We start from the raw sequence: 26,736 nt of genomic DNA on the forward strand, positions 1-26,736 counted from the left end.
CGCTACATCCCCAGCTCCGCGGTGTGCAGCCGGGCCACCGCCTCCTTGTCGCCCTCGAGTTCCACCGTCGCCGCGTTCTGCCTGCCGAATGCGAAGAGCAGCAGCTCGCCCGGCTCGCCGGTGACCGTCACCACCGGGGTGCCCTTGTGCGCCACCACCGTCTGGCCGTCCGGGCGGCGCAGCACCAGCCCCACCGGGGACTTGCGGCCCAGCATCCGGGCCGTCCTCTCGGCGCGCGACCACAGCACATCGGCGAAGACCGGGTCCAGCTCCCGCCGCGACCAGTCCGGCTGGGCCCGGCGCACATCCTCCGCGTGGATGTAGAACTCGACGGTGTTGGCTGCTTCGTCGATCTGCTTCAGACCGAACGGGGACATCCGCGGCGGCCCGGTACGGATCAGCTGGATCAGCTCCTCGTACGGCTTGGCCGCGTACTCCGCCTGCACATGTTCGAGGCGGTTCTTCAGCACGTCCAGCAGCAGACCGCCCGCCGCGTCCGGCCGGCGCTCGCGGACCACCACATGGGCGGCCAGATCCCGGGTCGTCCAGCCTTGGCACAGGGTCGGGGCTTCCGGTCCCGCCGCCTCCAACAGGTCGGCGAGCAGAAGTCGTTCACGCTTCGCATGGGTCGACATGCTCGCCAGCGTACGGCCGCCGCACGCGGTCCGCCCAGTGGACGCCGCAGGAAGCCGCTCCCGTGGCCACGGCACAATGGGCGCATGACCAGCGCGCCCATGCCCAGCACTCCGCCGCCGTCCGGGAACCTCGACCCGGCCATCGCCGCCCGCCTCAAGCGCGGCGCCGACGGCCTCGTCCCGGCCATCGCCCAGCAGTACGACACCGGCGAGGTGCTGATGCTCGGCTGGATGGACGACGAGGCCCTGCACCGCACCCTGACCACCGGCCGCTGCACCTACTGGTCGCGCAGCCGCCAGGAGTACTGGGTCAAGGGCGACACCTCGGGCCACATCCAGGTGGTCAAGTCCGTCGCCCTCGACTGCGACGCTGACACCGTCCTCGTCAAGGTCGACCAGACGGGTGCCGCCTGTCACACCGGTGACCGGACCTGTTTCGACGCAGATGTACTCCCGCTGGGGCAGTAGGGTCAGCCGCCATGGATCTCGAGACCTTCCGCAAGCTGGCCGCCGACCGGCGTGTCATCCCCGTCAGCCGCCGACTCCTCGCGGACGGCGACACCCCGGTCGCGCTCTACCGCAAGCTCGCGGGCGAGCGCACCGGCACGTTCCTCCTCGAATCCGCGGAGAACGGCCGCACCTGGTCCCGCTACTCCTTCATCGGCGTCCGCAGCGCCGCCACCCTCACCGTCCGCGACGGGCAGGCGCACTGGCTCGGCACCCCGCCCGTCGGCGTCCCCGTCGACGGTGATCCGCTGGACGCCCTGCGCGCCACCGTCGAGGCCCTGCACACCCCGCGCGACCTGCACTCCGGCATGCCGCCGTTCACCGGCGGCATGGTCGGCTATCTCGGTTACGACATCGTGCGCCGACTGGAGCGGATCGGTGAGCACGGAGGCGACGACCTGCAGCTCCCCGAGCTGACCATGCTCCTCACCTCGGACCTCGCCGTCCTCGACCACTGGGACGGCAGCGTCCTGCTGATCGCCAACGCGATCAACCACAACGACCTGGAGACCGGGGTCGACGAGGCGTACGCCGACGCCGTCGCCCGGCTCGACGCCATGGAGGCGGACCTCTCCCGCCCGGTCGAGAGCACCCCCGCGGCCCTTCCGCCGTCCGAACTCCCGCCGTACACCGCGCTCTGGGGCGGCCAGGCCTTCCAGGACGCCGTCGTCGACGTGAAGGAGCGCATCAGGGCCGGCGAGGCGTTCCAGGTCGTCCCGTCCCAGCGCTTCGAAACCCCGTGCACGGCAAGCGCGTTGGACGTCTACCGGGTGCTGCGCGCGACCAACCCGTCGCCGTACATGTACCTCTTCCGGTTCGACGGCTTCGATGTCGCGGGCTCCAGCCCCGAAGCCCTCGTCAAGGTCGAGGACGGGCGCGCGATGGTCCATCCGATCGCCGGGACCAGGCACCGCGGCGCCACTCCGCAGGAGGACCAGGCGCTCGCCGACGAGCTCCTCGCCGACCCGAAGGAACGCGCCGAGCACCTGATGCTCGTCGACCTCGGCCGCAACGACCTGGGACGGGTCTGTGTGCCTGGCAGTGTCGAGGTCGTCGATTTCATGTCGATCGAGCGGTACTCGCACGTGATGCACATCGTCTCCACGGTCACCGGCCGTGTCGCCGAAGGCCGTACCGCCTTCGACGTCCTGACCGCGTGCTTCCCGGCCGGGACGCTCTCCGGCGCCCCCAAGCCGCGGGCCATGCAGATCATCGAGGAGCTCGAACCCACCCGCCGCGGACTGTACGGAGGCTGCGTCGGCTACCTCGACTTCGCCGGGGACTCCGACACCGCGATCGCGATCCGTACGGCTCTGCTGCGCGACGGCACCGCGTACGTCCAGGCCGGAGCGGGAATCGTCGCCGACTCGGACCCGGTCGCCGAGGACACCGAATGCCGCAACAAGGCCGCCGCGGTCCTGCGCGCCGTGCATACGGCGAACCGCCTCCACGAACGGTGACCCGGTAGGGGATAGTGGGGTACGTGAGTGCTGTCCCCGTACCCCAGCCCCGTGCCCAGGCCGCCACCGCGCCCGACGCCACGGGAAGCCGCCGCAGCCTGGCCGCCGGCCTGTTTCTCGGGGCGGTCGGTGCCGCCGTCGTCCTTCTCGCCTCGGGCCAGACCTGGGCCGAGGGCAAGGCCGCCGTCGGCGGCGGCACCCTGCCTCTGACCGCTGACGGCCAGGACGTCACCGGACTCCCGGCGGCACTCGCCATGGTCGGTCTGGCCGCCCTCGTCGCCGTCTTCGCCGTCCGCAGCGCCGGCCGGCTGCTCGTCGCCGGGCTGCTCGCCCTCAGCGGCCTCGGTGCCGGACTGAGCGCCTACCTCGGCGCCTCCGACAGTGCGGCCCTCGACGAGAAGGCGGCGCAGACCACCGGCGACACCTCCGCCACCATCGACGCCCTCAGCCACACCGCCTGGCCCTACGTCACCGCCGCCGGCGGACTGCTGATCCTCATCGCAGGGCTGCTCGCCCTGCGGTACGGGAAGCTCTGGCCGACCATGTCGGGCCGGTACGAACGCGACGGAACTCCGCGCCCCCGCAAGGCCCCCCGCACCGCCCCGGACCCGGACCGGCCCGAGGACCTGTGGAAGGCCCTGGACCGCGGCGAGGACCCGACGCACTAATGGCCTCCCCCGCGATAGGGAGTGGATCAGCGAGCGGCGTCGTGCGGCTTCGATGGCAAGGCGGAGGAGGGAGTCGACGCGGAGCGTCGGTGACTGACGGCAACGCCGCAAGCGGAGTCGCAGGGCGTCGGGAGCCCACTCCCTATCGCGGAGGAGGCCGTAAGGGACCTCCCGGCGCGAGCGGGGCGTGACCGGGGAACACACCCCGGGTGCGACCCCCAGCACACGCCGTACCCGTGCGTACGGGACAATGGTTCTGAGCTTTCTGCACAGCGGCAGCACACACCAGCTTTGCGTACAGCGATCAGCGATACCCACAGCGCAACACCAACGAGGAGCAACTCATGGCGGGCAGCAGCCACGGACACACCCCGGCCGCCTGGACCGGTGTCATCATCTCGTTCATCGGCTTCTGCGTCGCAGGCGTCTTCATGGTCGCGGCCAACCCGGTCGGCTTCTGGGCCGGTTTCGCGGTCATCCTCATCGGCGGAATCGTCGGTTTCGCGATGAAGGCCGCCGGCCTCGGCACGCCGAAGGAGTCGCCCGAGATGGCCGCCGCCCGGGCGCGAGCCGGGCAGGCCCAGGTGTCTTCCTGACGCCGGTCGGAACATCGTGAAAGGCGCAGCCCGGGCCGGGCTGCGCCTTTTCGCGTGAGCGGGGACAATCACCGGGTGGACGCCTCGCCTTCTCCCGCAGACGCACCGGGCCCCTCCGGTCGACAGCCCGCGCAGGCCTTCGTGCCGGTGCCCGGTCAGCCGGCGCCGGCCTTCCCGCCGGCACCCGTGCCCGCGTCACCCCTCCGGCGGCTTGCCACCCCGGTGGCGGTCATGGGCGCCGTCATCGCGGCTTTCGGCTACGTCGGCGCCGTCGACCCCAACCAGCCGGGCCACTACCCGGTCTGCCCGATGCTGCAGGTCACCGGCCTGTTCTGCCCCGGCTGCGGCGGGCTGCGCAGCGCCCACGCCGTTGCCCACGGCGATATCGCCGCCGCCTTCGGCTCCAATGCCCTCGCCGTCGTCGGCTACGCGATCTTCGCTGCCGTCTGGGTGGTCTGGATCGTCCGCGCGAGCAGAGGAATGCCCGTACGGATCAACCTCGCACCGGCCTACTGGTGGGGGATCGGCGCCGTGCTGCTGATCTTCACCGTTGTTCGGAATCTGCCGTTCGGATCAGTACTGGCGCCGTGAATGCCCAGCCAGTGGGACATTCGGCGGCCGGATGCGGGCCCTCGGCCCTCCTGCGGATACCATCGAGATGGCTGATCCTGTTCCCTCATCACCGTCCCGGAAGGGGGCCGCTCGCGTGAGTGTGCTCGACGAGATCATCGACGGCGTCCGCGCCGACCTCGCAGAGCGGCAGGCGCGTGTCAGCCTCGACGAGCTCAAGGAACGCGCGGCGCGCGCTCCGGCGGCCAAGGACGGAGTCGCCGCCCTGCGCGGCGAGGGCGTGACCGTCATCTGTGAGGTCAAGCGCTCCAGCCCCTCCAAAGGAGCCCTCGCGGCGATCGCCGACCCGGCCGCACTCGCCGCGGACTACGAGGCCGGTGGCGCGTCCGTCATCTCCGTCCTCACCGAGGAGCGCCGTTTCGGCGGTTCGCTCGCCGACCTGGAGGCCGTCCGCGCCAAGGTCGACATCCCGATCCTGCGCAAGGACTTCATCGTCACCTCCTACCAGCTCTGGGAGGCCCGCGCCTACGGCGCCGACCTCGCCCTGCTGATCGTCGCCGCCCTCGACCAGGAGGCCCTCGTCTCCCTGATCGAGCGCGCCGAGTCCATCGGCCTCACGCCGCTGGTCGAGGCGCACGACGAGGAGGAGGCGGAGCGCGCCGTCGACGCCGGAGCGAAGATCATCGGTGTCAACGCGCGCAATCTGAAGGACCTCAAGGTCGACCGCTCCACCTTCGAGCGGGTCGCCCCCGAGATCCCGGCGGGCATCGTCAAGGTCGCCGAGTCCGGCGTCCGCGGCCCGCACGACCTCATCGCCTACGCCAACGCCGGCGCCGACGCCGTACTCGTCGGCGAGTCCCTGGTCACCGGCCGCGACCCGCGGACCGCAGTCGCCGACCTGGTCGCCGCGGGCGCCCACCCGGCCCTGCGGCACGGACGGGGCTGACCCGCACCATGTCCGCCGACCGTCCCCTGCCCCGCACCCGGCCGCGCCTGCGCCTGGCCATGGTGACGGCTGCCCGGGACCCGCACGCACCGCTGGCGCGCGGTTGCCGCCCCCGCGGCTGCCGCGCCCCCGCGCGCCGCGTGCACGGACGGCGGGTGCGGTACGTGATCGGCGACGAGCCCGGCCAGGTCAACGGCATGCGATGGCGCACGGGGACCGCGCTGTAGCGAGCCCCGGCCGACGTACTCGCACCACCCTCTCGTACGTACGACCGAACCGTCCGACCGTTCCGGTCGCGGCGGCGCTCTGCCGACGGCGCATACGGTGAACCCACCCGTTGCCATGACGAGGAGCACGTCGGATGTCATCTGACTTCTTCATTCCGGACCCCGAGGGTCTGATTCCCAGCGCCGAGGGCTACTTCGGCGCGTTCGGCGGCAAGTTCATCCCGGAGGCGCTCGTCGCCGCCGTGGACGAGGTCGCCGTCGAGTACGACAAGGCCAAGGCCGACCCGGCCTTCGCTGCCGAGCTCAATGAGCTCATGGTCAACTACACCGGCCGGCCCAGTGCGCTGACCGAGGTGCCGCGCTTCGCCGAGCACGCGGGTGGCGCCCGGATCTTCCTCAAGCGCGAGGACCTGAACCACACCGGCTCACACAAGATCAACAACGTGCTGGGCCAGGCGCTGCTCACCAAGCGCATGGGCAAGACCCGGGTCATCGCCGAGACCGGCGCAGGCCAGCACGGCGTCGCCACCGCGACCGCGTGCGCCCTTTTCGGCCTCGAATGCACCATCTACATGGGGGAGATCGACACCGAGCGGCAGGCACTGAACGTGGCGCGGATGCGGATGCTCGGCGCCGAGGTCGTCGCCGTGAAATCCGGCTCCCGCACGCTCAAGGACGCCATCAACGAGGCGTTCCGCGACTGGGTCGCCAATGTGGACCGCACCCACTACCTCTTCGGTACGGTCGCGGGCCCGCACCCCTTCCCGGCGATGGTCCGCGACTTCCACCGCGTCATCGGCGTCGAGGCCCGACGGCAGATCCTGGAACGGACCGGCCGGCTGCCGGACGCCGCGATCGCCTGTGTCGGCGGCGGCTCCAACGCCATCGGCCTGTTCCACGCCTTCATCCCGGACGCGCACGTCCGGCTGATCGGCTGCGAGCCCGCCGGACACGGCGTGGAGACCGGCGAGCACGCGGCGACCCTGACCGCGGGCGAGCCCGGCATCCTGCACGGCTCGCGCAGTTACGTCCTCCAGGACGACGAGGGCCAGATCACCGAGCCGTACTCCATCTCGGCCGGTCTGGACTACCCGGGCATCGGCCCCGAGCACGCGTACCTCAAGGACATCGGCCGCGGCGAGTACCGCGCGGTCACCGACGGCGCCGCCATGCAGGCGCTGCTGCTGCTCTCCCGTACCGAAGGGATCATCCCGGCCATCGAGAGCGCCCACGCGCTGGCCGGAGCCCTGGAGGTCGGCAAGGAGCTCGGCAAGGACGGGCTGCTCGTGGTCAACCTGTCCGGCCGTGGCGACAAGGACATGGACACGGCGGCCCGCTACTTCGGGTTGTACGACGCGGACGCGACCGTCGAGGCGGACGCGGGGAACGGCGACGCCGAGATCGAGGAGGACGCCAGGTGAGTGGCAACATCGAGCTGTTGAGTGCCACCCTCGCCGCCGCCAAGGCGGAGGACCGTGCCGCGCTCATCGCCTACCTGCCGGCCGGGTTCCCGACGGTGGACGGCGGCATCGAGGCCGTCAAGGCCGTCGTCGCCGGTGGCGCCGATGTCGTCGAGGTGGGGCTGCCGCACAGCGACCCCGTGCTCGACGGGCCGGTCATCCAGACCGCCGACGACATCGCTCTGCGCGGCGGCGTGAAGATCGCCGACGTGATGCGTACGGTCCGCGAGGCGTACGAGGCGACCGGCGTCCCGATCCTTGTCATGACGTACTGGAACCCCATCGACCGGTACGGCATCGAGCGGTTCACCGCCGAACTCGCCGAGGCGGGCGGCGCCGGGTGCATCCTGCCCGACCTGCCGGTCCAGGAGTCCTCGGTGTGGCGCGAGCACGCCGACAAGCACGGTCTCGCGACCGTCTTCGTCGTCGCACCGAGCAGCAAGGACGAGCGCCTCACCGCCATCACCGCGGCCGGCTCCGGTTTCGTCTACGCGGCGTCACTGATGGGGGTCACCGGCACCCGCGAATCGGTCGGCGAGCAGGCGCAGGACGTGGTCCGGCGCACCCGCGCCACGACCGAGCTCCCGGTCTGTGTCGGCCTCGGCGTCTCCAACGCCCGGCAGGCCGCCGAGGTCGCCGTCTTCGCCGACGGGGTGATCGTCGGCTCCGCCTTCGTCAAGCGGATCCTGGACGCCCCCGACGAGGCATCCGGTCTCGCCGCGGTCCGCTCATTGGCGGGCGAATTGGCCGAAGGCGTTCGAAAGCGCTGACATCGGGTGTAATCCATACGGGTGGACCTGGGGCCGGGGAGGCACGCACGTGCCTCCCCGCTTCGTTGCTGCGGGTGTGAGCGAGAAGAACCAAGAGGGAAAAAGGCCCGCGCGCGACCGGCTTGTCCAGCAGCGCGAGCAGGAGAAGGCGCGCGAGCGCCGCCGACGCACGCTGATCGTCTCGGCCGCCGTGGTGGGTGTGCTGGCGCTGGCAGCGGTCATCGGCGTGATCGCCGCGAATTCGGGGGGCAAGGGCAACAAAGCGAGCGAGTCGGGGCCTGCGGTCGCACCGTCCGGGGCGACCGGCAAGGACAGCCTGGTCATCCAGGTGGGTGCGGACGACGCCCCGTCCACGCTCACGGTCTGGGAGGACTTCCGCTGTCCGGTCTGTGCCCAGTTCGAGAATGCGTTCCGGGAAACGATCCACGAGCTGGAAAACACCGGACAGATCAAGGTCCAGTACCACCTGGCCACGCTCATCGACGGCAACCTCGGCGGCACCGGGTCGCTGGACGCGGCCAATGCGGCCGCCTGCGCACAGGACGTCGGGAAGTTCTCCGCGTACCACGACGTCCTCTACCGCAATCAGCCGCCGGAGACCGACGACGCCTTCGGTAAGAGCAGCAAGCTGATCGACCTGGCGGGCAAGGTCCCGGGCCTCGACACGCCCGCCTTCCGCGGTTGCGTGGAGGATGGCACGCACAACACCTGGGTCCAGAAGTCCAACGCCGCGTTCCAGAACGGTGGATTCACGGGCACGCCGACCGCGCTCCTCAACGGTGAATCGATCTTCCCGAAGAAGGGGAACGAACCGATCACCGTGGCGAACCTGAAGAAGTGGGTCGCCGAGGCGAACAAGGGCAAGCAGCCGGCGAAGGTCACCCCGTCGCCGTCCGTTTCCTGAGCTGAGAGCCTGTCGGGCGACCTCTGATCGGGCGAAGGTCACCCGACAAGCTCTGAGGCACCCCGCGGACGTCGGCTCCGGGTCGGCCGGGTGGGGAATGGATGACCGGCTCGTTACCCAGAAGTTGTCGGGCGGGTTGCCGCACCTCCCGCCCGGCAAGGTAGCGTCGACCCTGCCATGGACCTTGCCTACATTCCCAGCCCGTCGACCGGCGTGATCAATCTCGGCCCGATCCCGCTTCGCGGCTACGCGTTCTGCATCATCATCGGTGTGTTTGTCGCCGTCTGGCTCGGCAACAAGCGCTGGATCGCCCGGGGCGGCAGAGCCGGTACGGTCGCCGACATCGCCGTCTGGGCCGTGCCCTTCGGTCTTGTCGGCGGCCGGCTCTACCACGTCATCACCGACTACCAGCTGTACTTCGGCGACGGTGAGAACTGGGTCAACGCCTTCAAGATCTGGCAGGGAGGCCTCGGTATCTGGGGCGCGATCGCGCTCGGGGCGGTCGGCGCCTGGATCGGCTGCCGCCGTCGAGGGATCCCGCTGCCCGCCTGGGCCGACGCGCTCGCCCCCTGCATCGCCATCGCCCAGGCGTTCGGCCGCTGGGGCAACTGGTTCAACCAGGAGCTGTACGGCAAGCCGACGGATCTGCCGTGGGCACTGAAGATCAGCGAAGGTCCCAACCGGGTCGCCGGAACGTACCACCCGACGTTCCTGTACGAGTCGCTGTGGTGCGTGGGCGTCGCCCTGCTGGTGATCTGGGCTGACCGCCGCTTCAAGCTCGGACACGGACGGGCCTTCGCGCTGTACGTCGCGGCGTACTGCGCGGGTCGCGCCTGGATCGAGTACCTGCGGGTCGACGAGGCGCACCACATCCTGGGCCTGCGCCTGAACGTGTGGACCGCGCTCATCGTGTTCGTCCTGGCGGTGACGTACATGGTGATCTCGGCGAAGGTACGGCCGGGGCGCGAGGAGGTCGTCGAGCCGGGAGCGGTCGAGGACACCGAGGGCGTCGAGGACACGGCGCCCGCCGCGGATGCCGCCGGTGACGCGGACCGTGACGGCGACGGCGTCGGCGATGCGAAGGCGCCCGATGCCGAGGTGCCGGAGAAGAACGGCACCGCAGAGGCAGCGAAGAAAGCCTGACGCCACCCAACTGTACGAAAGGCCCCGAACCGAACGGCTCGGGGCCTTTCGCTGTTCCCCCACCGGGGTCTGTGCGCCCGGACCCCCGCTCCTCGATCGCCGGGGAGGCTGGATTTACCGCCGTCACCCCACCCGTTCCGCCAGCGCCAGCGTCCGGCGGGCCGAGGCCACCACCGCCGCGTCCACGAAGCGGCCGTCCGGCAGCGCCAGCGCACCCGCGTCCGTCAGTGCCGCCGCCACGATCTCCTGCGCCGCCTCGATCTCCTCCGCCGTCGGCCGGAATGCCCGTTCGATGACCGGCAGCTGCCGGGGGTGGATCGCCGCCCGGCCGACGAACCCCAGCCCCCTCCCGTGCACGCAGGACTGCCACAGCCCGTCCAGGTCCAGGACGTCCGGGAACACCGACTGGGTCGGCGGGGCGAGCCCCGCCGCGCGGGCGGCGACCACCACCCGGCTGCGCGACCAGTCCAGGCCCATGTCGTCCCGTACGCCCAGATCGGCCCGGAGATCGATCTCGCCGATGGCGATGGAGCGGACCTGGGGGTGGGACGCCGCGATCGCGTACGCGTGCTCGATGCCGAGCGCCGACTCCAGCAGCGGACAGAGCGCGACGCCGGGCGCCAGAGCCGCGATGTGATGGACGGTCGTGGCATGCGTGATCTTGGGCAGCCGCAGTTCGGCCAGGCCGGGCAGTCCGGCCAGGGCCAGGATGTCGGTTTCCGTGTGGACCCGGACGTGCATCGGCACACCGTCCGTGCCGGCGAGCGGTTCGGCGAGGAGTTCGGCAGTGGCGGACCGTGCATACGCCTTGCGGTCCGGCGCGACCGCGTCCTCCAGGTCGACGATCACCACGTCCGCGCCCGAGTCGCGCGCCTTGCGCACCACGTCCGGCCGGTCCCCGGGGGCGTACAGCCAGGTCAGAGGCACCGCTGCAGCCGCCGTCACAGCACGCTCCCCGCTCGCAGTGCGGCGATATCCGGATCGGTCAGACCGAGCCCGGTGAGGATCTCGTCGGTGTCCGCGCCGTGCGGCCGGCCCGCCCAGCGGATCGCCCCCGGGGTCCCGGACAGCCGGAAGAGGACGTTCTGCATACGCAGCGGGCCCAGCTCCGGGTCGGGGACCTCGGTGATGGAGTCCAGGGCCCCGTACTGCGGGTCATCCATCACGTCCCGGATGTCATGGATCGGCGCGATGGCTGCCTCCGCCTTCTCGAAGGCGGAGATCGCGTCGTCGCGGGTGTGCCGGGCGATCCAGGCGCCGACCGCCTCGTCGAGTTCGTCGGAGTGGTCGGCGCGGGTGGCACCGGAGGCGAACCACGGCTCGTCGATCAGTTCCGCGCGGCCGACCAGATGCATCACCCGTTCGGCGATCGACTGGGCGGACGTGGACACGGCGACCCACTGACCGTCGGACGTGCGGTACGTATTGCGCGGGGCGTTGTTGCGCGAGCGGTTACCGGTGCGTTCCTGGACGTATCCGAGCTGGTCGTACCAGATCGGCTGCGGGCCGAGCACGGTCAGGATCGGCTCGATGATCGCCATGTCGACGACCTGCCCCTTCCCGGTGCGGTCCCGCCCGGCCAGCGCCGTCATCACGGCGTACGCAGTGGCGAGTGCCGCGATCGAGTCGGCGAGCCCGAAGGGCGGCAGGGTCGGCGGCCCGTCCGGCTCCCCGGTGATCGCGGCGAACCCGCTCATGGCCTCGGCGAGGGTGCCGAAGCCGGCCCGGTGCGCGTACGGGCCGAACTGGCCGAAGCCGGTGACCCGGGTGAGCACCAGCCGCGGGTTGACGGCGTGCAGCTCCTCCCAGCCGATGCCCCACCGTTCCAGCGTCCCCGGCCGGAAGTTCTCGATGATCACGTCGGTGGACGCGGCCAGCCGCAGCAGGACGTCGCGTCCGCCGGGAGCGGAGAGGTCGAGGGTCAGATTGCGTTTGTTGCGGCCGAGCAGTTTCCACCACAGGCCGATGCCGTCCTTCGCCGGGCCGTGTCCGCGCGACGGATCGGGCCTGCGCGGATGTTCGACCTTGATCACCTCGGCGCCGAAGTCGCCGAGCATGGTGGCCGCGAGGGGGCCCGCGAAGAGCGTGGCGAGGTCGAGGACCTGCAAACCGGTGAGGGGCGCTTCCCCGGGCGCGGTCATGCGGCGTCGATCTCGCTGCGGTACGGCATGGAGGTCGAGGCACCCGGCTTCTGCACACAGAGCGCGGCGGCCGACGACGCCCAGGCCAGCGCCTCCGGCACGGCACGCCCCTCGCCGAGCGCCACGGCGAGCGTGCCGACGAAGGTGTCCCCGGCGCCGGTGGTGTCCACGGCGGTGACCTCGGGCGCGGGAAAGTGGATCTTTTCGCTGCCCCGGGACGCGTACAGGCAGCCCGTCGCGCCGAGCGTGATGACGACCTCGGGGACCTGCCGGAGCAGGACGTCCGCCGCCGCGTGGGGTTCGGAGTGCCCGGAGAGCGCGGCGGCCTCGTGCTCATTGGGAATCAGGAGATCGATGGCGTCGAAGAGTTCGTCCGGCAGCGATTGCACGGGGGAGGGGGTGAGAATCGTCCGTACGCCCTGCGCATGGGCGACCCGCGCCCCTTCCAGCACCGTGGACAGCGGCAGTTCCAGCTGCAGGAGCAGCAGGTCGGCACCCGCGATGGCGGCCTTCTCCTCGGGGCCGAGGGAGGTGACGGTGCCGTTGGCGCCGGGGATCACCACGATCGAGTTGCCGCCCGCGTCGTCGACGACGATGTGCGCGGTGCCGCTGGGGCCCTCCGCGGTGTGCAGCAGGTCGGTGTCCACGCCCGCGTGCTCCAGTGCGGACCGCAGCTGCGCCCCGTAGGCGTCGTCACCGACCGCGCCGATCATCATCACGTCGCCGCCCGCGCGGGCGGCGGCGACGGCCTGGTTCGCGCCCTTGCCACCGGGGACGGTGCGGAACTCCCGTCCGGTGACGGTCTCTCCGCGCTGCGGAGCCCGTGCGACGTAGGCGACAAGGTCCATATTGGTGCTGCCGAGCACCGCGATGCCGGTCATGGGCGGCGTGCCTCCTCGTGGATGAGCCGGTGGGTCATTTCGGCGAGTGCGTCGAAGCCGATGGAGTCGAATCCGGGAACGGACGTGGCGAGCCGGTTCCCCAGCGGGGTGGTCCATCGGCCAGGCAGCGCCTCGGGCCGGCCGGCCAGCAGACCGGTCAGCGAGCCGGCAGTCGCGCCGTTCGAGTCGGTGTCCCAACCACCCGCCACCGCACGGCAGATGGAGTCGGAGAAGTCGCCGTCGGCGTGGGTGAGGGCGGCGGCGAGCAGCGCGGCGTTGGGCAGTACATGGACCCAGTGGTACGTGCCGAATTCGGCGTGCAACCGGTCGACGACCTCGTCGAAGTCCTCCTCACCGCGGGCCGCGTCGATCCCGGTGCGGACCGCGTGCGCAAACCGCGAGCGGGGCGGCACGACGCGCAGACCGGCCTGCAGACAGCCGTGCACATCCGCGTCGCCACCGGCCGCCACGGCGAGCGCCGCGGCGGTGAACATCGCCCCGTACACACCGTTGCCGGTGTGTGTGAGGACCGCGTCCCGGTGTGCCTGCTCGGCGGCGGCAGCCGGGTCGCCGGGGTGGGTCCAGCCGTGCACGTCGGCGCGGATCCGGGCGCCGATCCACTCCCGGAACGGGTTGCGGTGCCGGGCGGTGTCCGGCGGTTCGATGCCATCGAGCAGATTGCGGTACGCGACCCGCTCTGCGGTGAACGTACGGCCGGCGGGGAGTTCGTCGAGCCAGAGCCGGGCGAGATCGGCGGTACCGAACGATGGCCCGTGACGCTGGATCAACAGCAGTGTCAGGAGCGGGTGGTTGAGGTCGTCGTCCTCCGGCATCCCGTCGATGTTCTCGGCGAGCGAGGTGGGTGCGGAGCGACGGTTCCAGGGGTGGGCGGCTGCCAGTCCGGCGGGCAGACCCTTCGCCGTGAACCAGGTGCTGAGCGGCCAGTTCCCGGTGGCCCGGGCCAGCGCACGGATCCCCGCGAGGGGCAGCTTCTCGACGGGTTTGCCGAGCAGGCAGCCGGCCGCACGCCCCAGCCATGCCGCCTCCAGCGGGGCGGTACCGGCCGGTGGAGGGTCCGTGCGGGGCGCCGGCCAGTACGGGCAGGCCGCCCGGATCGCGGCGAGATCCGTCGGCTCGTCGACATGCAGCGGCGAGGTGAGCCCGGCGAGTTCGTCGAGCAGGCGCCCGGCGAGCGCGCGCAGGGCGGGTGGCGCGGGGGATTTCGATGCGCCCGCGCGCTCCGGGGCGGGCGCGCCGCCCGCCGCGTACCACCGGCGCTCGATGTGCCGCGCGTCCCGGCCGTCCTCGGCCGCCTGGCGCAGCTCGTGCCCGATCAGGTCCTCGGGCTGCACCCAGGTGACCCGCACGGTCATGGCGTGCCTGCCAGTGTCGCGAACGCCGCCTCGTGCGCACGCCGCCGGGCGGTGTCCCGTCCGAACACCTCGCGGGCGACGTCCGTCAGCGTCCGCGCCGGTGCGTGCAGATCGAGGCGGCTGGCCTCCGCCACCGTTTTCACCCAGGTGGCGGGGATCGCCGCTTCACCGTGCAGCGCGCCCGCGAGCGCGCCGCTCATCGTGGCGATCGAGTCGCAGTCGCGGCCGTAGTTCACCGATCCGAGCACCGCGTGCCGGTAGTCGCCGTCCGCGACGAGCAGCATTCCGAGGGCGATCGGGAGCTCCTCGATGGCATGCAGCCGGGACGGTCGGCGGGCGCCGAGGGACGGGGAGCGGTAGTCGGGTCCGACGGTGTCGAAGGGGGCCACCGCGGCACGCAGTGGTGCCAGCGCCGTCTCGAAGTCCTGGTGCTGGACGGCCACTTCGCACACGGCCTCGATGGCGGCCCGGGTTCCGTCCTTGGCGAGCGACAGGCAGGTGTCGACGACGTTGGCGGGCGTCGCGTCCGGGGCGCAGGCGGCGGCGACGGCCGCCGCGAAGACCCCGGCCGCCTCCCTCCCGTACGACGACTGATGGGCGCCCGCGAGGTCCAGCGCCTCGGCGTACGCGGCCCGCGGATGCGCGGCGTTGACCAGTCCCACCGGCGCCATGTACATCGCCGCACCACAGTTCACGATGTTTCCGGAGCCCGCCTCGCGCGGATCGACATGGCCGTAGTGCAGCCGGGCGACGATCCACTTCTCGGCGAGGAAGACCCGTTGCAGTGGCAGCGCCTCGGCCTGCAGCTCCGGAATCCAGCGGGGGTTCGCGATCAGCTCCGGTACGAGGTGGTCGGCCACGGAGTACGCGTCGAGATGGTCCCGTACGGCGCCGTACACCCGTACCAGCGCATGGGTCATCAAGGTGTCGTCGGTGACGTGCCCGTCGCCCTTGTAGTACGGGGCGATGGGGCGGGCGGTGCGCCAGTCGTCGCCGTCCCACGGGCCGACGATGCCGGTGACCCGGCCGCCGTGGCGTTCGGCAATCTGCTCGGCGGACCGGCCTTCGACCGGGCCGCCGAGCGCGTCGCCGACGGCGGCGCCGACGAGGGCGCCGCTGATCCGTTCATCGAGGGCGAGCGCGGTGGGTGGTCTGTTCCCTGGAGGCGTCATGAGCTTCATGGGCATCATGTCCGAATTGTCCACCCGGAGGGACTGGTTCCGTGTCTGTCAGCAACCCGGCGAGTTCGATGAGATCCGTGCCCGCGAGTCGGGGCAGCGCACACCCGGCAAGGGTGCGGCAGGCCTCGCGCCAGCCGTCCGGGACGGCGGCGATACCGCCGAGCGCGCCGGTCAGCGCACCGGCCAGGGCGGGTGCCGAGTCCGCGACCCGCGATAGACAGGCCGCCGCCGGAATGGCCTGGGCGATCTCGCCCCGGGCAGCGGTGGCGAGGGCGAGCGCGACCGGCACGGTCTCGGCGGCGGCGATCCCGTAGCTGTACACGTGATCGACGATCTGATGCTCCAGCACCGGTACGAGCGCGAAGGCGCCCGCCGCCTCGCCGACGAAGTCCCGGGCGATCCGGACGGCGTGGGCGGCATTGCGGGCGATCTCGGTGCCGTCGGGGAGCTGGGCGAGTGCGGCGTTCACCACGGCGTCGACATCGGCCCCGCCCAGCGCTTCGGCGATCGCGGCGGCCATCGCACGGGCACCGTGCACACCGTCGCCGTCCTGGGTGTATCGGGCATCGAACTCGGCGAGTTCGGCGGCGGGTCCGGGCTCGCCGGGGTGGACGACCGCCAGCACGGCGGCCCGGACACAGGCCGCGTCGTCGAAATAGTGCGGGTTGTCGTGGCCGGTGGCGGGCGGCCGCAGCCCGGCGGCGAGATTGCCGAGCCCCGCCCGGACCGAGATCCGGGCGCGCAGGGGGAGCACCGCCGACTCGACCTCCGGCGCCTGCGCGGCAGCCGCGGCGACCTCAGCGGCCAGTGCGTTCCAGGAGAGGTCGATGGCGGCCTGCATCCGGCGCTCGGGGGAGAGGTGGTGCAGCGACGCCGCCTCCGAGGCGAGCACGGTACCGGCGGCGAACGCGGCCCATTCGGCATCGTCCGACGGCCCGAGCTGCAGCGGCTCGGGTGGCTGGTTGAGGGCGATCGGTACGGGCAGGGTGGTGGTGGCGTTCTGCTCGGCGAAGGTGTCGAGCTCTCGGGTGAGGCGCCGGGTCCACTCCGGCATCCGGGCCGCCCGGTGGCGCGCGGCGGGCCACCCCGCGGCATCCCCCGAGGCGAGCCCGAGGAGCAGTCCCTCGATCCGGGCGCGGCGCCCCGGCAGGGGCCGGGCAGGGAGGGAGGCGGAGTCGCTGGTGCGGTGAGTGTTGCGAGCAATGGTCATGACACCACCACCGCCGGTTCGCCTGCGTTGCCGACTGCCCCGCCCGCCTTGCCGGTCCCGCCCATCGGGTCCGCCTCGTCCGGGGTGAGCAACTCCGCGATGTCCAGGACGTGGTAACCCCGCATCGACGGCAGACAGCTGCCCCGGACCGGTCCGATCGCCTCGCCCCAGATCCGCGGGATCGCGGACACCCCGTGCAGTGCCCCGGCCAGCGCTCCCGCCACGGCCGCCGTCGTGTCCGCGTCACGGCCCATGTTGACCGCGGTCAGCACCGCCGTACGGAAATCGCCACGCGCCGCCGCGAACGCGCCGAACGCCAGGCCGACCGCCTCCGGAGCCAGATCCGTCCATGGATATCCGCCGACCACCACCGCGGAGCGCACGGCCCGCTCCGTGGTGAGGCGGTCGGGATACGCGCGCTGGGCGGCCGCCACCGCGCGGCGCAGCGAGCGCGCCGTCCAGGAGTCCATCGGTACGACGGACAGCGCGGCCGCGATCACGGACGCGACCCCCGCACCGACCATCGCGGCGGCCACCCCGGCCGCCACCGCCTGGCCGCCGTAGATGCCCTCGCCGTCGTGGCTGACCCGGCCGTCGACCGCGACCAGGCGCGCGGCCTCCGCGGGCCGGCCCGCCGCGAACACGCCGAACGGCGCCGCCCGCATCGCGAGTCCGTCGCTCCAGGCGTGCCGGTGCTGGGCGGAGATCGGAGCGGCGAGACCCCGGCGCAGGTTCTCCAGCGTGCCGCGCTCGCTGAACCCGGCGCCGCGGAACGGCCCCTCGTCCAGGTCGGCGATCCACAGGTGCCAGGCCCGCTCGACCTGGGTGACGGTCAGCGCCGAACCGTGCCGGGCGAGCAGCAGCCCGGAGAAGATCGCGTACTCCGTGTCATCGGTGCCTGCCGGGTCGTCGCTGACGAAGCCCTCGATCCGGCCCCAGCGTCGGCGGATCTCGGACGGCCGCAGGTTCTCCGCCGGTGCGCCCAGGGCGTCACCCACGGCGAGCCCCAGGAGGGCGCCGCGGGCCCGGTCGGCCCGGTCGAGGCGCTCGGCATCGTCCGCGAGGTCCGCATGGGCTGATCGGCCCGTGCCGGGTGTGTCCGCGTCGCGCCGGGCGGCCTCCCCCGCACCGCCTGCGCCCGCACTGCCCGCGTTCGTTCCGCCCGCGCTCGTACGGCGCGTCCGCCGCTCTGCCGGATTGCCCGCAATCGACTCCATCGCGTCGACCCTTCGCTCGTACCGAGCCAGTTCTCGTACCTGTCCGATCTGTGCCACGCGGAGACCCGACAAAGGCCGATAAGCGTGACAAAAGGTCCAGTCGGATGACGAGGCCCCTCTCCTGAGGCAGGCCGTACTTACCTGGTCAGAGGGCAGGTAAGTACGGCCTGGCTTGCTGGCGGGGTGCTCTTTTCGTGCGTACTTTCGATGGTGTTGAGGGGGCGGAGCGAGTGAATCCCGCTGCCGGAGAAGGGGAGAGTTGTGTCCATCATCGAGACCGACGCCGTCCTGCATGAGGCGCATCGTGACAACCACACCCACCGTGATGTCAACGGCGGCTGGCTGCGCCCGGCGGTCTTCGGCGCGATGGACGGGCTCGTCTCCAACCTCGCGCTGATGACCGGCGTCGCGGGCGGCTCGGTGTCCCAGCAGACGCTCGTGATCACCGGTCTGGCGGGCCTGGCCGCCGGTGCGTTCTCCATGGCGGCCGGCGAGTACACCTCCGTCGCTTCGCAACGAGAGCTCGTCGAGGCCGAACTCGATGTCGAGCGCCGCGAATTGCGCAAGCACCCGGTGGACGAGATGGAAGAGCTCGCCGCGCTGTACGAGTCCCGCGGTGTCGAGCCCGGACTCGCCCGCGAGGTCGCCCGGCAGCTGTCCCGCGATCCTGAGCAGGCCCTGGAAATACACGCCCGCGAGGAGCTCGGCATCGACCCGGGCGATCTGCCGTCGCCGCTCGTCGCCGCTGTGTCGTCGTTCGGCGCGTTCGCGCTGGGTGCGCTGCTGCCCGTACTGCCGTATCTGCTCGGAGCGCACGCCCTGTGGCCCGCGGTGCTGCTGGCGCTCATCGGGCTCTTCGGCTGCGGCGCGGTGGTGGCCAGGGTGACGGCGCGCAGTTGGTGGTTCAGCGGGCTGCGGCAGCTGGTGCTCGGTGGTACGGCTGCGGCGGTCACGTACGGGCTGGGCATGGTGTTCGGCGTGGCCGTCGGGAGCTGAGACCGACCCGGCACATGGGGGACGCCGCCTCCCATGTGCCGGTCGGTCTGAGGGCTGTCCGACCCGGCAGGTAATACGGGACAGCCCTTGGGGTCGCTCGTTCGGATCATGCTGGGCTCGCGGGGTTGGGCACGCACCTATGCGGCGCTGCCGTCGGTCTTCGCCAAGCTCTCGGCTTCGCTCGAGCAGGGGAGACCCATTCGCCCCGCAGGGGGGTGCGACCGGGCCTGCGTTCGTCGTTTTGCTCGCAATAAGCCCTCGCAGGCCGGGCGGGATCGGCTGTGGCGCCTGTCCGGCCTTGCGCGTGGACGGTCCGGGGTGTGCGCGTAGATCATGCCGGTGACCCGGGCGCCATTCGTGTGACGTACGTCTTGGCCACCGCCTCTGGGCGGAACCCCGCCGCAGACGTAAAATGAGTCCCTATACAAGGCTCCACATAAGTAGCCGTTACTCGGCGGTTTCGATTCCTTTGCCGCCGGGCATGAGCCGTAGACACCGCAGGCAACGACGCCTGCTCTCTGCGGTCTCCCCGGGCGCCGATCCTCCGACTGCGACCCAAACCCCCGCCGCTCCGCGAGCGGTGTCCGCATGTTGGAACAGCCTTTCCGCTTCTTGAGAAGCGCCCCATTATGTAAACCTGCATGAAATTTCGCAGAGGGCCAACGTCGTCCCTCGGCACTGCATATGCCACGACGACGACGGGAGAGCCGATGCGTTCCGACGCCTGGTCGCCCATGGACGGTCGCCCCGCCCAGCAGGGGATGTATGACCCCCGTAACGAGCACGACGCCTGTGGCGTCGGGTTCGTGGCCACTCTGACCGGTGTGGCCAGCCATGAGCTGGTCGAGCAGGCGCTTACCGTACTGCGCAACCTCGAACACCGCGGCGCCACCGGATCCGAGCCCGACTCGGGTGACGGCGCCGGAATCCTGCTCCAGGTGCCCGACACCTTCCTCCGCGCAGAGGTCCCCTTCGACCTCCCGGAGGCCGGTGCCTACGCCGTCGGTATCGCCTTTCTGCCCGCGGACGACTCCACCGAGGCCGTCCAGAAGCTTGAGAAGATCGCCGCCGAGGAGGGCCTCAAGGTCCTCGGCTGGCGTGAGGTCCCGGTCAGTCCTGACCTCCTCGGCAGCGGCGCCCGCGCCACCATGCCCGAGTTCCGTCAGCTCTTCGTCGCGGACGGTGAGAGCGCCGGCATCGTGCTCGACCGCAAGGCCTTCGTGCTGCGCAAGCGCGCCGAGCGTGAGACCGGGGTGTACTTCCCCTCGCTCTCCGCCCGCACGATCGTCTACAAGGGCATGCTCACTACCGGGCAGCTGGAGCCGTTCTTCCCGGACCTCTCCGACCGCCGCTTCGCCACCACGGTCGCGCTGGTCCACTCCCGTTTCTCCACGAACACGTTCCCGAGCTGGCCGCTCGCCCACCCGTACCGCTTCGTCGCGCACAACGGCGAGATCAACACGGTCAAGGGCAACCGCAACTGGATGAGGGCCCGCGAGTCCCAGCTCGCGTCGAGCCTCTTCGGTACGGAGCAGCTCGACCGGATCTTCCCCGTCTGCACCCCGGACGCCTCCGACTCCGCCTCATTCGACGAGGTCCTGGAGCTGCTCCACCTCGGCGGCCGCTCGCTGCCGCACTCGGTGCTGATGATGGTCCCCGAGGCGTGGGAGAACCACGACTCCATGGACCCAGCCCGCCGCGCCTTCTACCAGTACCACTCCACGATGATGGAGCCCTGGGACGGCCCGGCCTGCGTCACCTTCACCGACGGCACCCAGGTCGGCGCGGTCCTCGACCGCAACGGTCTGCGCCCGGGCCGTTACTGGGTCACCGACGACGGCCTCGTCGTCCTTTCCTCCGAGGTCGGGGTCCTGGACATCGACCCCGCGAAGGTGGTCCGCAAGGGCCGCCTGCAGCCCGGCAAGATGTTCCTCGTCGACACCGCCGAGGGCCGCATCATCGAGGACGACGAGATCAAGGCGGGCCTCGCCGCCGAGCAGCCCTACCAGGAGTGGCTGGAGACCGGCGAGATCGAGCTCGAGGATCTCCCCGAGCGCGAACACATCGTGCACACGCACGCCTCCGTCACCCGCCGCCAGCAGACCTTCGGCTACACCGAGGAAGAGCTCCGCGTCATCCTCGCGCCGATGGCCCGCACCGCCGGCGAGCCGCTCGGCTCCATGGGTACGGACTCGCCGATCGCCGCCCTGTCCGAGCGCCCCAGGCTGCTCTTCGACTACTTCACCCAGCTGTTCGCGCAGGTCACCAACCCGCCGCTGGACGCCATCCGCGAGGAGCTCGTCACCTCGCTGCGCTCCACGCTCGGCCCGCAGGGCAATCTGCTGGAGCCGACCGCCGCGTCGTGCCGCAGCGTCACGCTGCCGTTCCCGGTGATCGACAACGACGAGCTGGCCAAGCTGATACACATCAATGCCGATGGCGACATGCCGGGCATGAAGGCCGCCACGCTCTCCGGTCTCTACCGGGTCAGCGGCGGCGGTGAGGCTCTCGCCGCGCGGATCGAGCAGATCTGCAGCGAGGTCGACGCCGCCATAGAGAACGGCGCCCGCCTGATCGTCCTGTCCGACCGGCACTCCGACGCCGAGCACGCGCCGATCCCGTCGCTGCTGCTCACCTCGGCCGTCCACCACCACCTCATCCGCACCAAGCAGCGCACCCAGGTGGGTCTGCTGGTCGAGGCCGGGGACGTCCGCGAGGTCCACCACGTCGCGCTGCTGATCGGTTACGGCGCCGCCGCGGTCAACCCGTACCTGGCGATGGAGTCCGTCGAGGACCTGGTCCGGGCCGGCACGTTCATCGAGGGCACCGAGCCCGGGAAGGCCATCCGGAACCTGATCTACGCGCTCGGCAAGGGCGTCCTGAAGGTCATGTCCAAGATGGGCATCTCCACCGTCGCCTCCTACCGCGGCGCGCAGGTCTTCGAGGCCGTCGGCCTGGACGCGGCCTTCGTCGCGAAGTACTTCAACGGCACCGCCACCAAGATCGGCGGCGCCGGACTCGACGTCGTCGCCGAGGAGGTCGCCGCCCGGCACGCCAAGGCGTACCCCGCCTCCGGCATCTCCGCCTCGCACCGCGCGCTGGAGATCGGCGGCGAGTACCAGTGGCGCCGCGAGGGCGAGCCGCACCTCTTCGACCCGGAGACGGTCTTCCGCCTGCAGCACGCCACGCGCAGCAAGCGGTACGACATCTTCAAGAAGTACACGGACCGGGTGAACGAGCAGTCCGAGCGCCTCATGACGCTCCGCGGCCTGTTCGCCCTCAAGACACATGAGAACGGCAAGTCGGACCGCGAGGCGATCTCCATCGACGAGGTCGAGTCCGTCTCCGACATCGTCAGGCGGTTCTCGACCGGCGCCATGTCGTACGGCTCGATCTCCCGCGAGGCGCACGAGACCCTCGCCATCGCCATGAACCAGCTGGGCGGCAAGTCCAACACCGGTGAGGGCGGCGAGGATGCCGACCGGCTGTACGACCCGGCGCGCCGCTCGTCCATCAAGCAGGTCGCCTCCGGCCGCTTCGGTGTGACCAGCGAGTACCTGGTCAACGCGGACGACATCCAGATCAAGATGGCGCAAGGTGCCAAGCCCGGCGAGGGCGGCCAGCTGCCCGGCCACAAGGTCTACCCGTGGGTCGCCAAGACCCGGCACTCCACCCCGGGTGTCGGTCTGATCTCCCCACCGCCGCACCACGACATCTACTCCATCGAGGACCTGGCTCAGCTGATCCACGACCTCAAGAACGCCAACCCGGCGGCCCGCATCCACGTGAAGCTGGTCTCGGAGGTCGGCGTCGGCACGGTCGCCGCGGGTGTCTCCAAGGCGCACGCGGACGTCGTCCTGATCTCCGGCCACGACGGCGGAACAGGCGCCTCCCCGCTCACCTCGCTGAAGCACGCGGGCGGCCCCTGGGAGCTCGGCCTCGCCGAGACGCAGCAGACCCTGCTGCTCAACGGCCTGCGCGACCGCATCGTCGTGCAGACCGACGGCCAGCTGAAGACCGGCCGCGACGTCATCATCGCCGCGCTGCTGGGCGCCGAGGAGTTCGGTTTCGCGACCGCGCCGCTCGTCGTCTCCGGCTGCGTCATGATGCGGGTCTGCCACCTCGACACCTGCCCGGTCGGCATCGCCACCCAGAACCCGGTCCTGCGCGAGCGGTTCTCCGGCAAGGCCGAATACCTCGTCAACTTCTTCGAGTTCATCGCCCAGGAAGTCCGCGAGCTCCTCGCCGAGCTCGGCTTCCGTACGATCGAAGAGGCCGTCGGCCACGCCGAGCTGCTGGACACCGACCGTGCGATCACGCACTGGAAGGCGCAGGGCCTCGACCTGGAGCCCCTCTTCCACGTCCCGGAGCTGCCCGAGGGTGCGGTCCGCCACCAGCTGATCGAGCAGGACCACGGTCTCGACAAGGCCCTCGACAACGAGCTGATCAAGCTCGCCGCCGACGCCCTGAACGCGAATACTGCCGAGGCCGCCCAGCCCGTCCGGGCCCAGATCGCGATCCGGAACATCAACCGGACCGTCGGTACGATGCTCGGCCACGAGGTGACGAAGAAGTTCGGCGGCGCGGGTCTGCCGCAGGACACCATCGACATCACCTTCACCGGCTCCGCCGGCCAGTCGTTCGGCGCGTTCGTGCCGAGCGGTGTGACGCTGCGACTGGAGGGCGACGCCAACGACTACGTGGGCAAGGGCCTCTCCGGCGGCCGCGTCATCGTCCGCCCGGACCGCGGCGCCGAGCACCTCGCCGAGTACTCCACCATCGCGGGCAACACCATCGCCTACGGCGCCACCGGCGGCGAGCTGTTCCTGCGCGGCCGCACCGGTGAGCGGTTCTGCGTCCGCAACTCCGGCGCGACGGTCGTCTCCGAAGGCGTGGGCGACCACGGCTGCGAGTACATGACCGGCGGTCACGCCGTCGTCCTCGGCGAGACCGGACGCAACTTCGCCGCCGGTATGTCGGGCGGTGTCGCGTACGTCATCGATCTGGACCGCGACAACGTCAACGTCGGCAACCTCGGTGCGATCGAGGCGCTCTCCGACAGCGACAAGCAGTGGCTGCACGACGTCGTGCGCCGCCACCGGGAGGAGACCGGGTCCACGGTCGCCGAGAAGCTGCTTGCCGAGTGGGACAGCGCCGACGGCGGTGTCTCCCGCTTCAGCAAGATCATCCCGTCCACCTACAAGGCAGTGCTCGCCGCCAAGGAAGCCGCTGAGCTCGCCGGTCTCTCCGAGCAGGAGACCACCGAGAAGATGATGGAGGCGGCGACCCATGGCTGACCCCAAGGGCTTCCTGACCACCGGGCGCGAGGTCGCCAAGACCCGCCCTGCGGGCGAACGCGTCAAGGACTGGAACGAGGTCTACGTTCGGGGCTCGCTGCTCCCGATCATCAGCAAGCAGGCGGGCCGCTGCATGGACTGCGGCATCCCGTTCTGCCACAACGGCTGCCCGCTGGGGAACCTCATCCCCGAGTGGAACGACTACGCCTACCGCGAGGACTGGGCGGCCGCGTCCGAGCGCCTGCACGCCACGAACAACTTCCCGGAGTTCACCGGGCGGCTGTGCCCGGCTCCCTGCGAGTCGGCGTGCGTGCTCGGCATCAACCAGCCGGCCGTCACCATCAAGAACGTCGAAGTCTCGATCATCGACAAGGCGTGGGAGAGCGGCGACGTCACGCCGCAGCCGCCCGAGCGCCTCTCCGGCAAGACGGTCGCGGTCATCGGCTCGGGTCCGGCGGGTCTCGCCGCCGCCCAGCAGCTGACCCGGGCCGGCCACACGGTCGCCGTCTACGAGCGCGCGGACCGCATCGGAGGCCTTCTCCGGTACGGCATCCCCGAGTTCAAGATGGAGAAGTCGCACATCAACCGCCGCATCGAGCAGATGCGCGCGGAAGGCACCAAGTTCCGTACGGAGGTGGAGATCGGCAGGGACATCGATGCGGCCAAGCTCCGCCGCCGCTACGACGCGGTCGTCATCGCCGCCGGTGCCACCGTCTCCCGCGACCTGCCCGTCCCGGGCCGTGAGCTGAACGGCGTGCACTTCGCGATGGAGTACCTGCCGCTCGCCAACAAGGTGCAGGAAGGCGACCTGACGGTCTCCCCGATCAGCGCCGAGGGCAAGCACGTCGTCGTCATCGGCGGCGGCGACACCGGCGCCGACTGCGTCGGCACCGCTCACCGTCAGGGCGCGGCCTCCGTCACCCAGCTGGAGATCATGCCGAAGCCGGGCGAGGAGCGGAACGCCAACCAGCCCTGGCCGACCTTCCCGATGCTGTACAAGGTCACCTCGGCGCACGAGGAGGGCGGCGAGCGGGTCTACTCCGTCTCCACCACCCACTTCGAGGGCGACGAGGACGGCAACGTCCAGGCACTGCACCTTGTCGAGGTGGAATTCAAGGACGGTAAGTTGGAGCAGAAGCCCGGTACGGAGCGGCGGATCCCCGCGCAGCTGGTCACCCTGGCCATGGGCTTCACCGGTACCGACCAGGCCAACGGTCTCGTCCAGCAGTTCGGCCTGGAGCTCGACGGGCGCGGCAACGTCGCGCGCGACGGCGACTACGCCACCAATGTCGACGGTGTGTTCGTCGCCGGTGACGCGGGGCGCGGCCAGTCCCTCATCGTGTGGGCCATCGCCGAGGGCCGCTCTGCGGCGCGTGGCGTGGACCGCTTCCTGACCGGGGCCAGCGCACTGCCGGCCCCGATCCGCCCGACAGACCGTTCCCTGATGGTCTGAGCACCACCAGCAGTACGCATCACCACAACAGCCGTCCCGTACAAAGGCGTACGGAACTGAACGCGGCGCCTGCCCGTCCCCGACCGGACGATTCGGCAGGCGCCGTGGCGCGTCCGGGCCCGGTCCGCCGGCCGAACGCTCACGCCACGGCGCCGCCGGTCAGCTGCGAGGTCTTCAGAACGACCAGGGCGACCAGTACCACGAAGACCACCCCGCACGCGGCGATCTGCACGGCGGTACGGCGCTTCGCCGGGGCGTACGCGAGCGCGGCCATGACGATGCCGCCCGTCAGCAGCCCGCCCAGGTGCCCCTGCCACGAGGTGAACCACGCGGATATCAGCAGCCAGATCAGGAACTGGGCCATGAACCGGTTGACCGCCGCCATGTCCCGGCCGAGCCGCCGGTTGATGACGTAGAACGCCGCCGCCAGACCGAAGACCGCCCCCGAAGCGCCCACCGTCAGGGCGTCCGGTGCGATCAGGTACACCAGCACCGAGCCGCCCAGCGCCGACAGCAGATACAGCGCGAGATACCGGCCCCGGCCCAGCTGCTCCTCGACGACCCGGCCCAGATTCCACAGCCCGTACATGTTGAAGAGGATGTGCAGCACCCCGAACGGCAAGGCACCGAAGGACGACCCACCCGGCGGAAGGTGGAGGAACGCCCCGGTCAGCAGCCGGTACCACTCGCCGTCCACCACCCCGACCGCGTGGAACCCGTGGAAGTCCCCGCTCTCGTACACGTACTGGTCGCCGTGGGGTCCGACCAGAACCGCGCCGAGCATCCCGAACCGGTCGACGATCCCGGGGCGCACCAACTCGCCCAGATACGCCACTATGTTCAGGCCCATCAGGACGTACGTCACGACGGGCACCGCCGTCCTCGACACCGCACCGCCGAAGACCGTGCGCGCCTGCCGGATCGACCGCTGCCCCTCCTTCACGCACTCCACGCAGTGATGGCCGACCGCAGCCTCACGCATGCAGTCCGGGCAGATGTAGCGGTCGCAGCGGGTGCAGCGCACATACGTCTCGTACGACGGATGGCGGTAGCAGGTGGTGACAGCGGCCTCCATGGCCGGCTCCTTCGCGGGGGGACGTT

Annotated in this window: 23 protein-coding genes; 14 read left to right on the plus strand and 9 right to left on the minus strand. The window is 71.0% G+C overall.

What is annotated here, in order from left to right:
* Window positions 1-2 precede the first annotated feature (2 nt).
* Window positions 3-635 carry a TIGR03085 family metal-binding protein gene (locus ACIBB8_RS02400; RefSeq protein WP_398948526.1) on the minus strand — a complete coding sequence of 211 codons (633 nt, stop codon included), beginning with the start codon at window positions 633-635 and terminating at the stop codon, window positions 3-5.
* 99 nt (window positions 636-734) lie between these two features.
* Here ACIBB8_RS02400 and hisI point away from each other — a divergent pair, with 99 nt between their 5' ends.
* From hisI to lgt, 11 genes are all read left to right on the plus strand, one after another.
* A complete protein-coding gene (hisI, locus tag ACIBB8_RS02405) occupies window positions 735-1,103 on the plus strand; it encodes a phosphoribosyl-AMP cyclohydrolase (RefSeq protein WP_398948719.1) in 369 nt (122 codons plus the stop codon).
* Window positions 1,104-1,114: 11 nt separating this feature from the next.
* Window positions 1,115-2,602: an anthranilate synthase component I gene (locus tag ACIBB8_RS02410; protein WP_398948528.1), complete on the plus strand. Its 1,488-nt coding sequence runs from the start codon at window positions 1,115-1,117 to the stop codon at window positions 2,600-2,602.
* 14 nt (window positions 2,603-2,616) lie between these two features.
* Window positions 2,617-3,270, plus strand: coding sequence for a TIGR02234 family membrane protein (locus ACIBB8_RS02415; protein ID WP_398948529.1), 654 nt, complete (start codon window positions 2,617-2,619; stop codon window positions 3,268-3,270).
* Between the two features lie 344 nt (window positions 3,271-3,614).
* Window positions 3,615-3,866, plus strand: a complete 252-nt coding sequence (locus ACIBB8_RS02420) for an HGxxPAAW family protein (protein WP_398948531.1) — start codon at window positions 3,615-3,617, stop codon at window positions 3,864-3,866.
* 147 nt (window positions 3,867-4,013) lie between these two features.
* Window positions 4,014-4,457, plus strand: a complete 444-nt coding sequence (locus tag ACIBB8_RS02425; RefSeq protein ID WP_398948720.1) for a DUF2752 domain-containing protein — start codon at window positions 4,014-4,016, stop codon at window positions 4,455-4,457.
* A 115-nt stretch (window positions 4,458-4,572) separates the two neighbouring features.
* Window positions 4,573-5,382 (plus strand): indole-3-glycerol phosphate synthase TrpC, encoded by an 810-nt coding sequence (trpC, locus tag ACIBB8_RS02430; RefSeq protein WP_358857986.1) that lies wholly within the window; start codon window positions 4,573-4,575, stop codon window positions 5,380-5,382.
* 8 nt (window positions 5,383-5,390) lie between these two features.
* Complete coding sequence (trpM, locus tag ACIBB8_RS02435; protein ID WP_266986747.1) at window positions 5,391-5,609, plus strand: tryptophan biosynthesis modulator TrpM; 219 nt, start codon at window positions 5,391-5,393, stop codon at window positions 5,607-5,609.
* Window positions 5,610-5,743: 134 nt separating this feature from the next.
* The gene (gene trpB / locus ACIBB8_RS02440) at window positions 5,744-7,030 is read left to right on the plus strand and encodes a tryptophan synthase subunit beta (protein ID WP_398948533.1); all 1,287 of its coding nucleotides are present in this window, start codon (window positions 5,744-5,746) and stop codon (window positions 7,028-7,030) included.
* On the plus strand, window positions 7,027-7,839 hold the full coding sequence (gene trpA / locus ACIBB8_RS02445; RefSeq protein WP_398948534.1) for a tryptophan synthase subunit alpha: 813 nt from the start codon (window positions 7,027-7,029) through the stop codon (window positions 7,837-7,839). Before trpB ends, trpA begins: the two co-directional genes overlap by 4 nt.
* 76 nt (window positions 7,840-7,915) lie before the next feature.
* On the plus strand, window positions 7,916-8,743 hold the full coding sequence (locus ACIBB8_RS02450; RefSeq protein WP_398948536.1) for a thioredoxin domain-containing protein: 828 nt from the start codon (window positions 7,916-7,918) through the stop codon (window positions 8,741-8,743).
* Window positions 8,744-8,920: 177 nt separating this feature from the next.
* Complete coding sequence (gene lgt, locus ACIBB8_RS02455) at window positions 8,921-9,886, plus strand: prolipoprotein diacylglyceryl transferase (RefSeq protein ID WP_398948537.1); 966 nt, start codon at window positions 8,921-8,923, stop codon at window positions 9,884-9,886.
* A 123-nt stretch (window positions 9,887-10,009) separates the two neighbouring features.
* On the opposite strand, the gene ACIBB8_RS02460 is transcribed toward lgt, so the two are convergent.
* The 7 genes from ACIBB8_RS02460 to ACIBB8_RS02490 are packed head-to-tail and all read right to left on the minus strand — an operon-like array spanning window position 10,010 to window position 17,889.
* A complete protein-coding gene (locus ACIBB8_RS02460; RefSeq protein ID WP_398948538.1) occupies window positions 10,010-10,831 on the minus strand; it encodes an HpcH/HpaI aldolase/citrate lyase family protein in 822 nt (273 codons plus the stop codon).
* Window positions 10,828-12,027: a CaiB/BaiF CoA transferase family protein gene (locus ACIBB8_RS02465; RefSeq protein WP_398948539.1), complete on the minus strand. Its 1,200-nt coding sequence runs from the start codon at window positions 12,025-12,027 to the stop codon at window positions 10,828-10,830. Before ACIBB8_RS02465 ends, ACIBB8_RS02460 begins: the two co-directional genes overlap by 4 nt.
* Complete coding sequence (rbsK, locus tag ACIBB8_RS02470) at window positions 12,024-12,908, minus strand: ribokinase (protein WP_398948541.1); 885 nt, start codon at window positions 12,906-12,908, stop codon at window positions 12,024-12,026. The genes ACIBB8_RS02465 and rbsK overlap by 4 nt, the downstream gene beginning before the upstream one ends.
* On the minus strand, window positions 12,905-14,281 hold the full coding sequence (locus tag ACIBB8_RS02475) for an ADP-ribosylglycohydrolase family protein (RefSeq protein ID WP_398948543.1): 1,377 nt from the start codon (window positions 14,279-14,281) through the stop codon (window positions 12,905-12,907). Before ACIBB8_RS02475 ends, rbsK begins: the two co-directional genes overlap by 4 nt.
* Window positions 14,278-15,468 carry an ADP-ribosylglycohydrolase family protein gene (locus ACIBB8_RS02480; protein ID WP_398948721.1) on the minus strand — a complete coding sequence of 397 codons (1,191 nt, stop codon included), beginning with the start codon at window positions 15,466-15,468 and terminating at the stop codon, window positions 14,278-14,280. The genes ACIBB8_RS02475 and ACIBB8_RS02480 overlap by 4 nt, the downstream gene beginning before the upstream one ends.
* On the minus strand, window positions 15,407-16,672 hold the full coding sequence (locus ACIBB8_RS02485) for an ADP-ribosylglycohydrolase family protein (protein ID WP_398948545.1): 1,266 nt from the start codon (window positions 16,670-16,672) through the stop codon (window positions 15,407-15,409). The genes ACIBB8_RS02480 and ACIBB8_RS02485 overlap by 62 nt, the downstream gene beginning before the upstream one ends.
* Window positions 16,669-17,889 (minus strand): ADP-ribosylglycohydrolase family protein, encoded by a 1,221-nt coding sequence (locus tag ACIBB8_RS02490; RefSeq protein WP_398948722.1) that lies wholly within the window; start codon window positions 17,887-17,889, stop codon window positions 16,669-16,671. Before ACIBB8_RS02490 ends, ACIBB8_RS02485 begins: the two co-directional genes overlap by 4 nt.
* 261 nt (window positions 17,890-18,150) lie before the next feature.
* On the opposite strand from ACIBB8_RS02490, the gene ACIBB8_RS02495 reads away from it, so the two are divergent.
* From ACIBB8_RS02495 to ACIBB8_RS02505, 3 genes are all read left to right on the plus strand, one after another.
* Window positions 18,151-18,885: a VIT1/CCC1 transporter family protein gene (locus tag ACIBB8_RS02495; protein ID WP_398948547.1), complete on the plus strand. Its 735-nt coding sequence runs from the start codon at window positions 18,151-18,153 to the stop codon at window positions 18,883-18,885.
* 710 nt (window positions 18,886-19,595) lie between these two features.
* Window positions 19,596-24,182 carry a glutamate synthase large subunit gene (gene gltB / locus ACIBB8_RS02500; RefSeq protein ID WP_398948549.1) on the plus strand — a complete coding sequence of 1,529 codons (4,587 nt, stop codon included), beginning with the start codon at window positions 19,596-19,598 and terminating at the stop codon, window positions 24,180-24,182.
* Window positions 24,175-25,635, plus strand: a complete 1,461-nt coding sequence (locus ACIBB8_RS02505) for a glutamate synthase subunit beta (protein ID WP_398948551.1) — start codon at window positions 24,175-24,177, stop codon at window positions 25,633-25,635. The genes gltB and ACIBB8_RS02505 overlap by 8 nt, the downstream gene beginning before the upstream one ends.
* A 139-nt stretch (window positions 25,636-25,774) precedes the next feature.
* Here the strand turns inward: ACIBB8_RS02505 and ACIBB8_RS02510 are convergent, their stop codons facing one another.
* Window positions 25,775-26,710, minus strand: a complete 936-nt coding sequence (locus tag ACIBB8_RS02510; RefSeq protein WP_398948553.1) for a rhomboid family intramembrane serine protease — start codon at window positions 26,708-26,710, stop codon at window positions 25,775-25,777.
* Between the last annotated feature and the right edge of the window lie 26 nt (window positions 26,711-26,736).

It is taken from the genome of Streptomyces sp. NPDC051286, assembly GCF_044455345.1.
In the GTDB taxonomy this organism is placed as follows: domain Bacteria; phylum Actinomycetota; class Actinomycetes; order Streptomycetales; family Streptomycetaceae; genus Streptomyces.

Coding starts and splice junctions, on each gene's coding strand:
- ACIBB8_RS02475 (WP_398948543.1), bottom strand. CDS start 14,281: ATGACCGTGCGGGTCACCTGGGTGCAGCCCGAGGACCTGATCGGGCAC.
- ACIBB8_RS02465 (WP_398948539.1), bottom strand. CDS start 12,027: ATGACCGCGCCCGGGGAAGCGCCCCTCACCGGTTTGCAGGTCCTCGAC.
- ACIBB8_RS02485 (WP_398948545.1), bottom strand. CDS start 16,672: ATGACCATTGCTCGCAACACTCACCGCACCAGCGACTCCGCCTCCCTC.
- ACIBB8_RS02420 (WP_398948531.1), top strand. CDS start 3,615: ATGGCGGGCAGCAGCCACGGACACACCCCGGCCGCCTGGACCGGTGTC.
- ACIBB8_RS02505 (WP_398948551.1), top strand. CDS start 24,175: ATGGCTGACCCCAAGGGCTTCCTGACCACCGGGCGCGAGGTCGCCAAG.
- rbsK (WP_398948541.1), bottom strand. CDS start 12,908: ATGACCGGCATCGCGGTGCTCGGCAGCACCAATATGGACCTTGTCGCC.
- ACIBB8_RS02400 (WP_398948526.1), bottom strand. CDS start 635: ATGTCGACCCATGCGAAGCGTGAACGACTTCTGCTCGCCGACCTGTTG.
- lgt (WP_398948537.1), top strand. CDS start 8,921: ATGGACCTTGCCTACATTCCCAGCCCGTCGACCGGCGTGATCAATCTC.
- ACIBB8_RS02510 (WP_398948553.1), bottom strand. CDS start 26,710: ATGGAGGCCGCTGTCACCACCTGCTACCGCCATCCGTCGTACGAGACG.
- ACIBB8_RS02490 (WP_398948722.1), bottom strand. CDS start 17,889: ATGGAGTCGATTGCGGGCAATCCGGCAGAGCGGCGGACGCGCCGTACG.
- trpM (WP_266986747.1), top strand. CDS start 5,391: ATGTCCGCCGACCGTCCCCTGCCCCGCACCCGGCCGCGCCTGCGCCTG.
- trpB (WP_398948533.1), top strand. CDS start 5,744: ATGTCATCTGACTTCTTCATTCCGGACCCCGAGGGTCTGATTCCCAGC.
- ACIBB8_RS02480 (WP_398948721.1), bottom strand. CDS start 15,468: ATGCCCATGAAGCTCATGACGCCTCCAGGGAACAGACCACCCACCGCG.
- hisI (WP_398948719.1), top strand. CDS start 735: ATGCCCAGCACTCCGCCGCCGTCCGGGAACCTCGACCCGGCCATCGCC.
- gltB (WP_398948549.1), top strand. CDS start 19,596: ATGCGTTCCGACGCCTGGTCGCCCATGGACGGTCGCCCCGCCCAGCAG.
- ACIBB8_RS02410 (WP_398948528.1), top strand. CDS start 1,115: ATGGATCTCGAGACCTTCCGCAAGCTGGCCGCCGACCGGCGTGTCATC.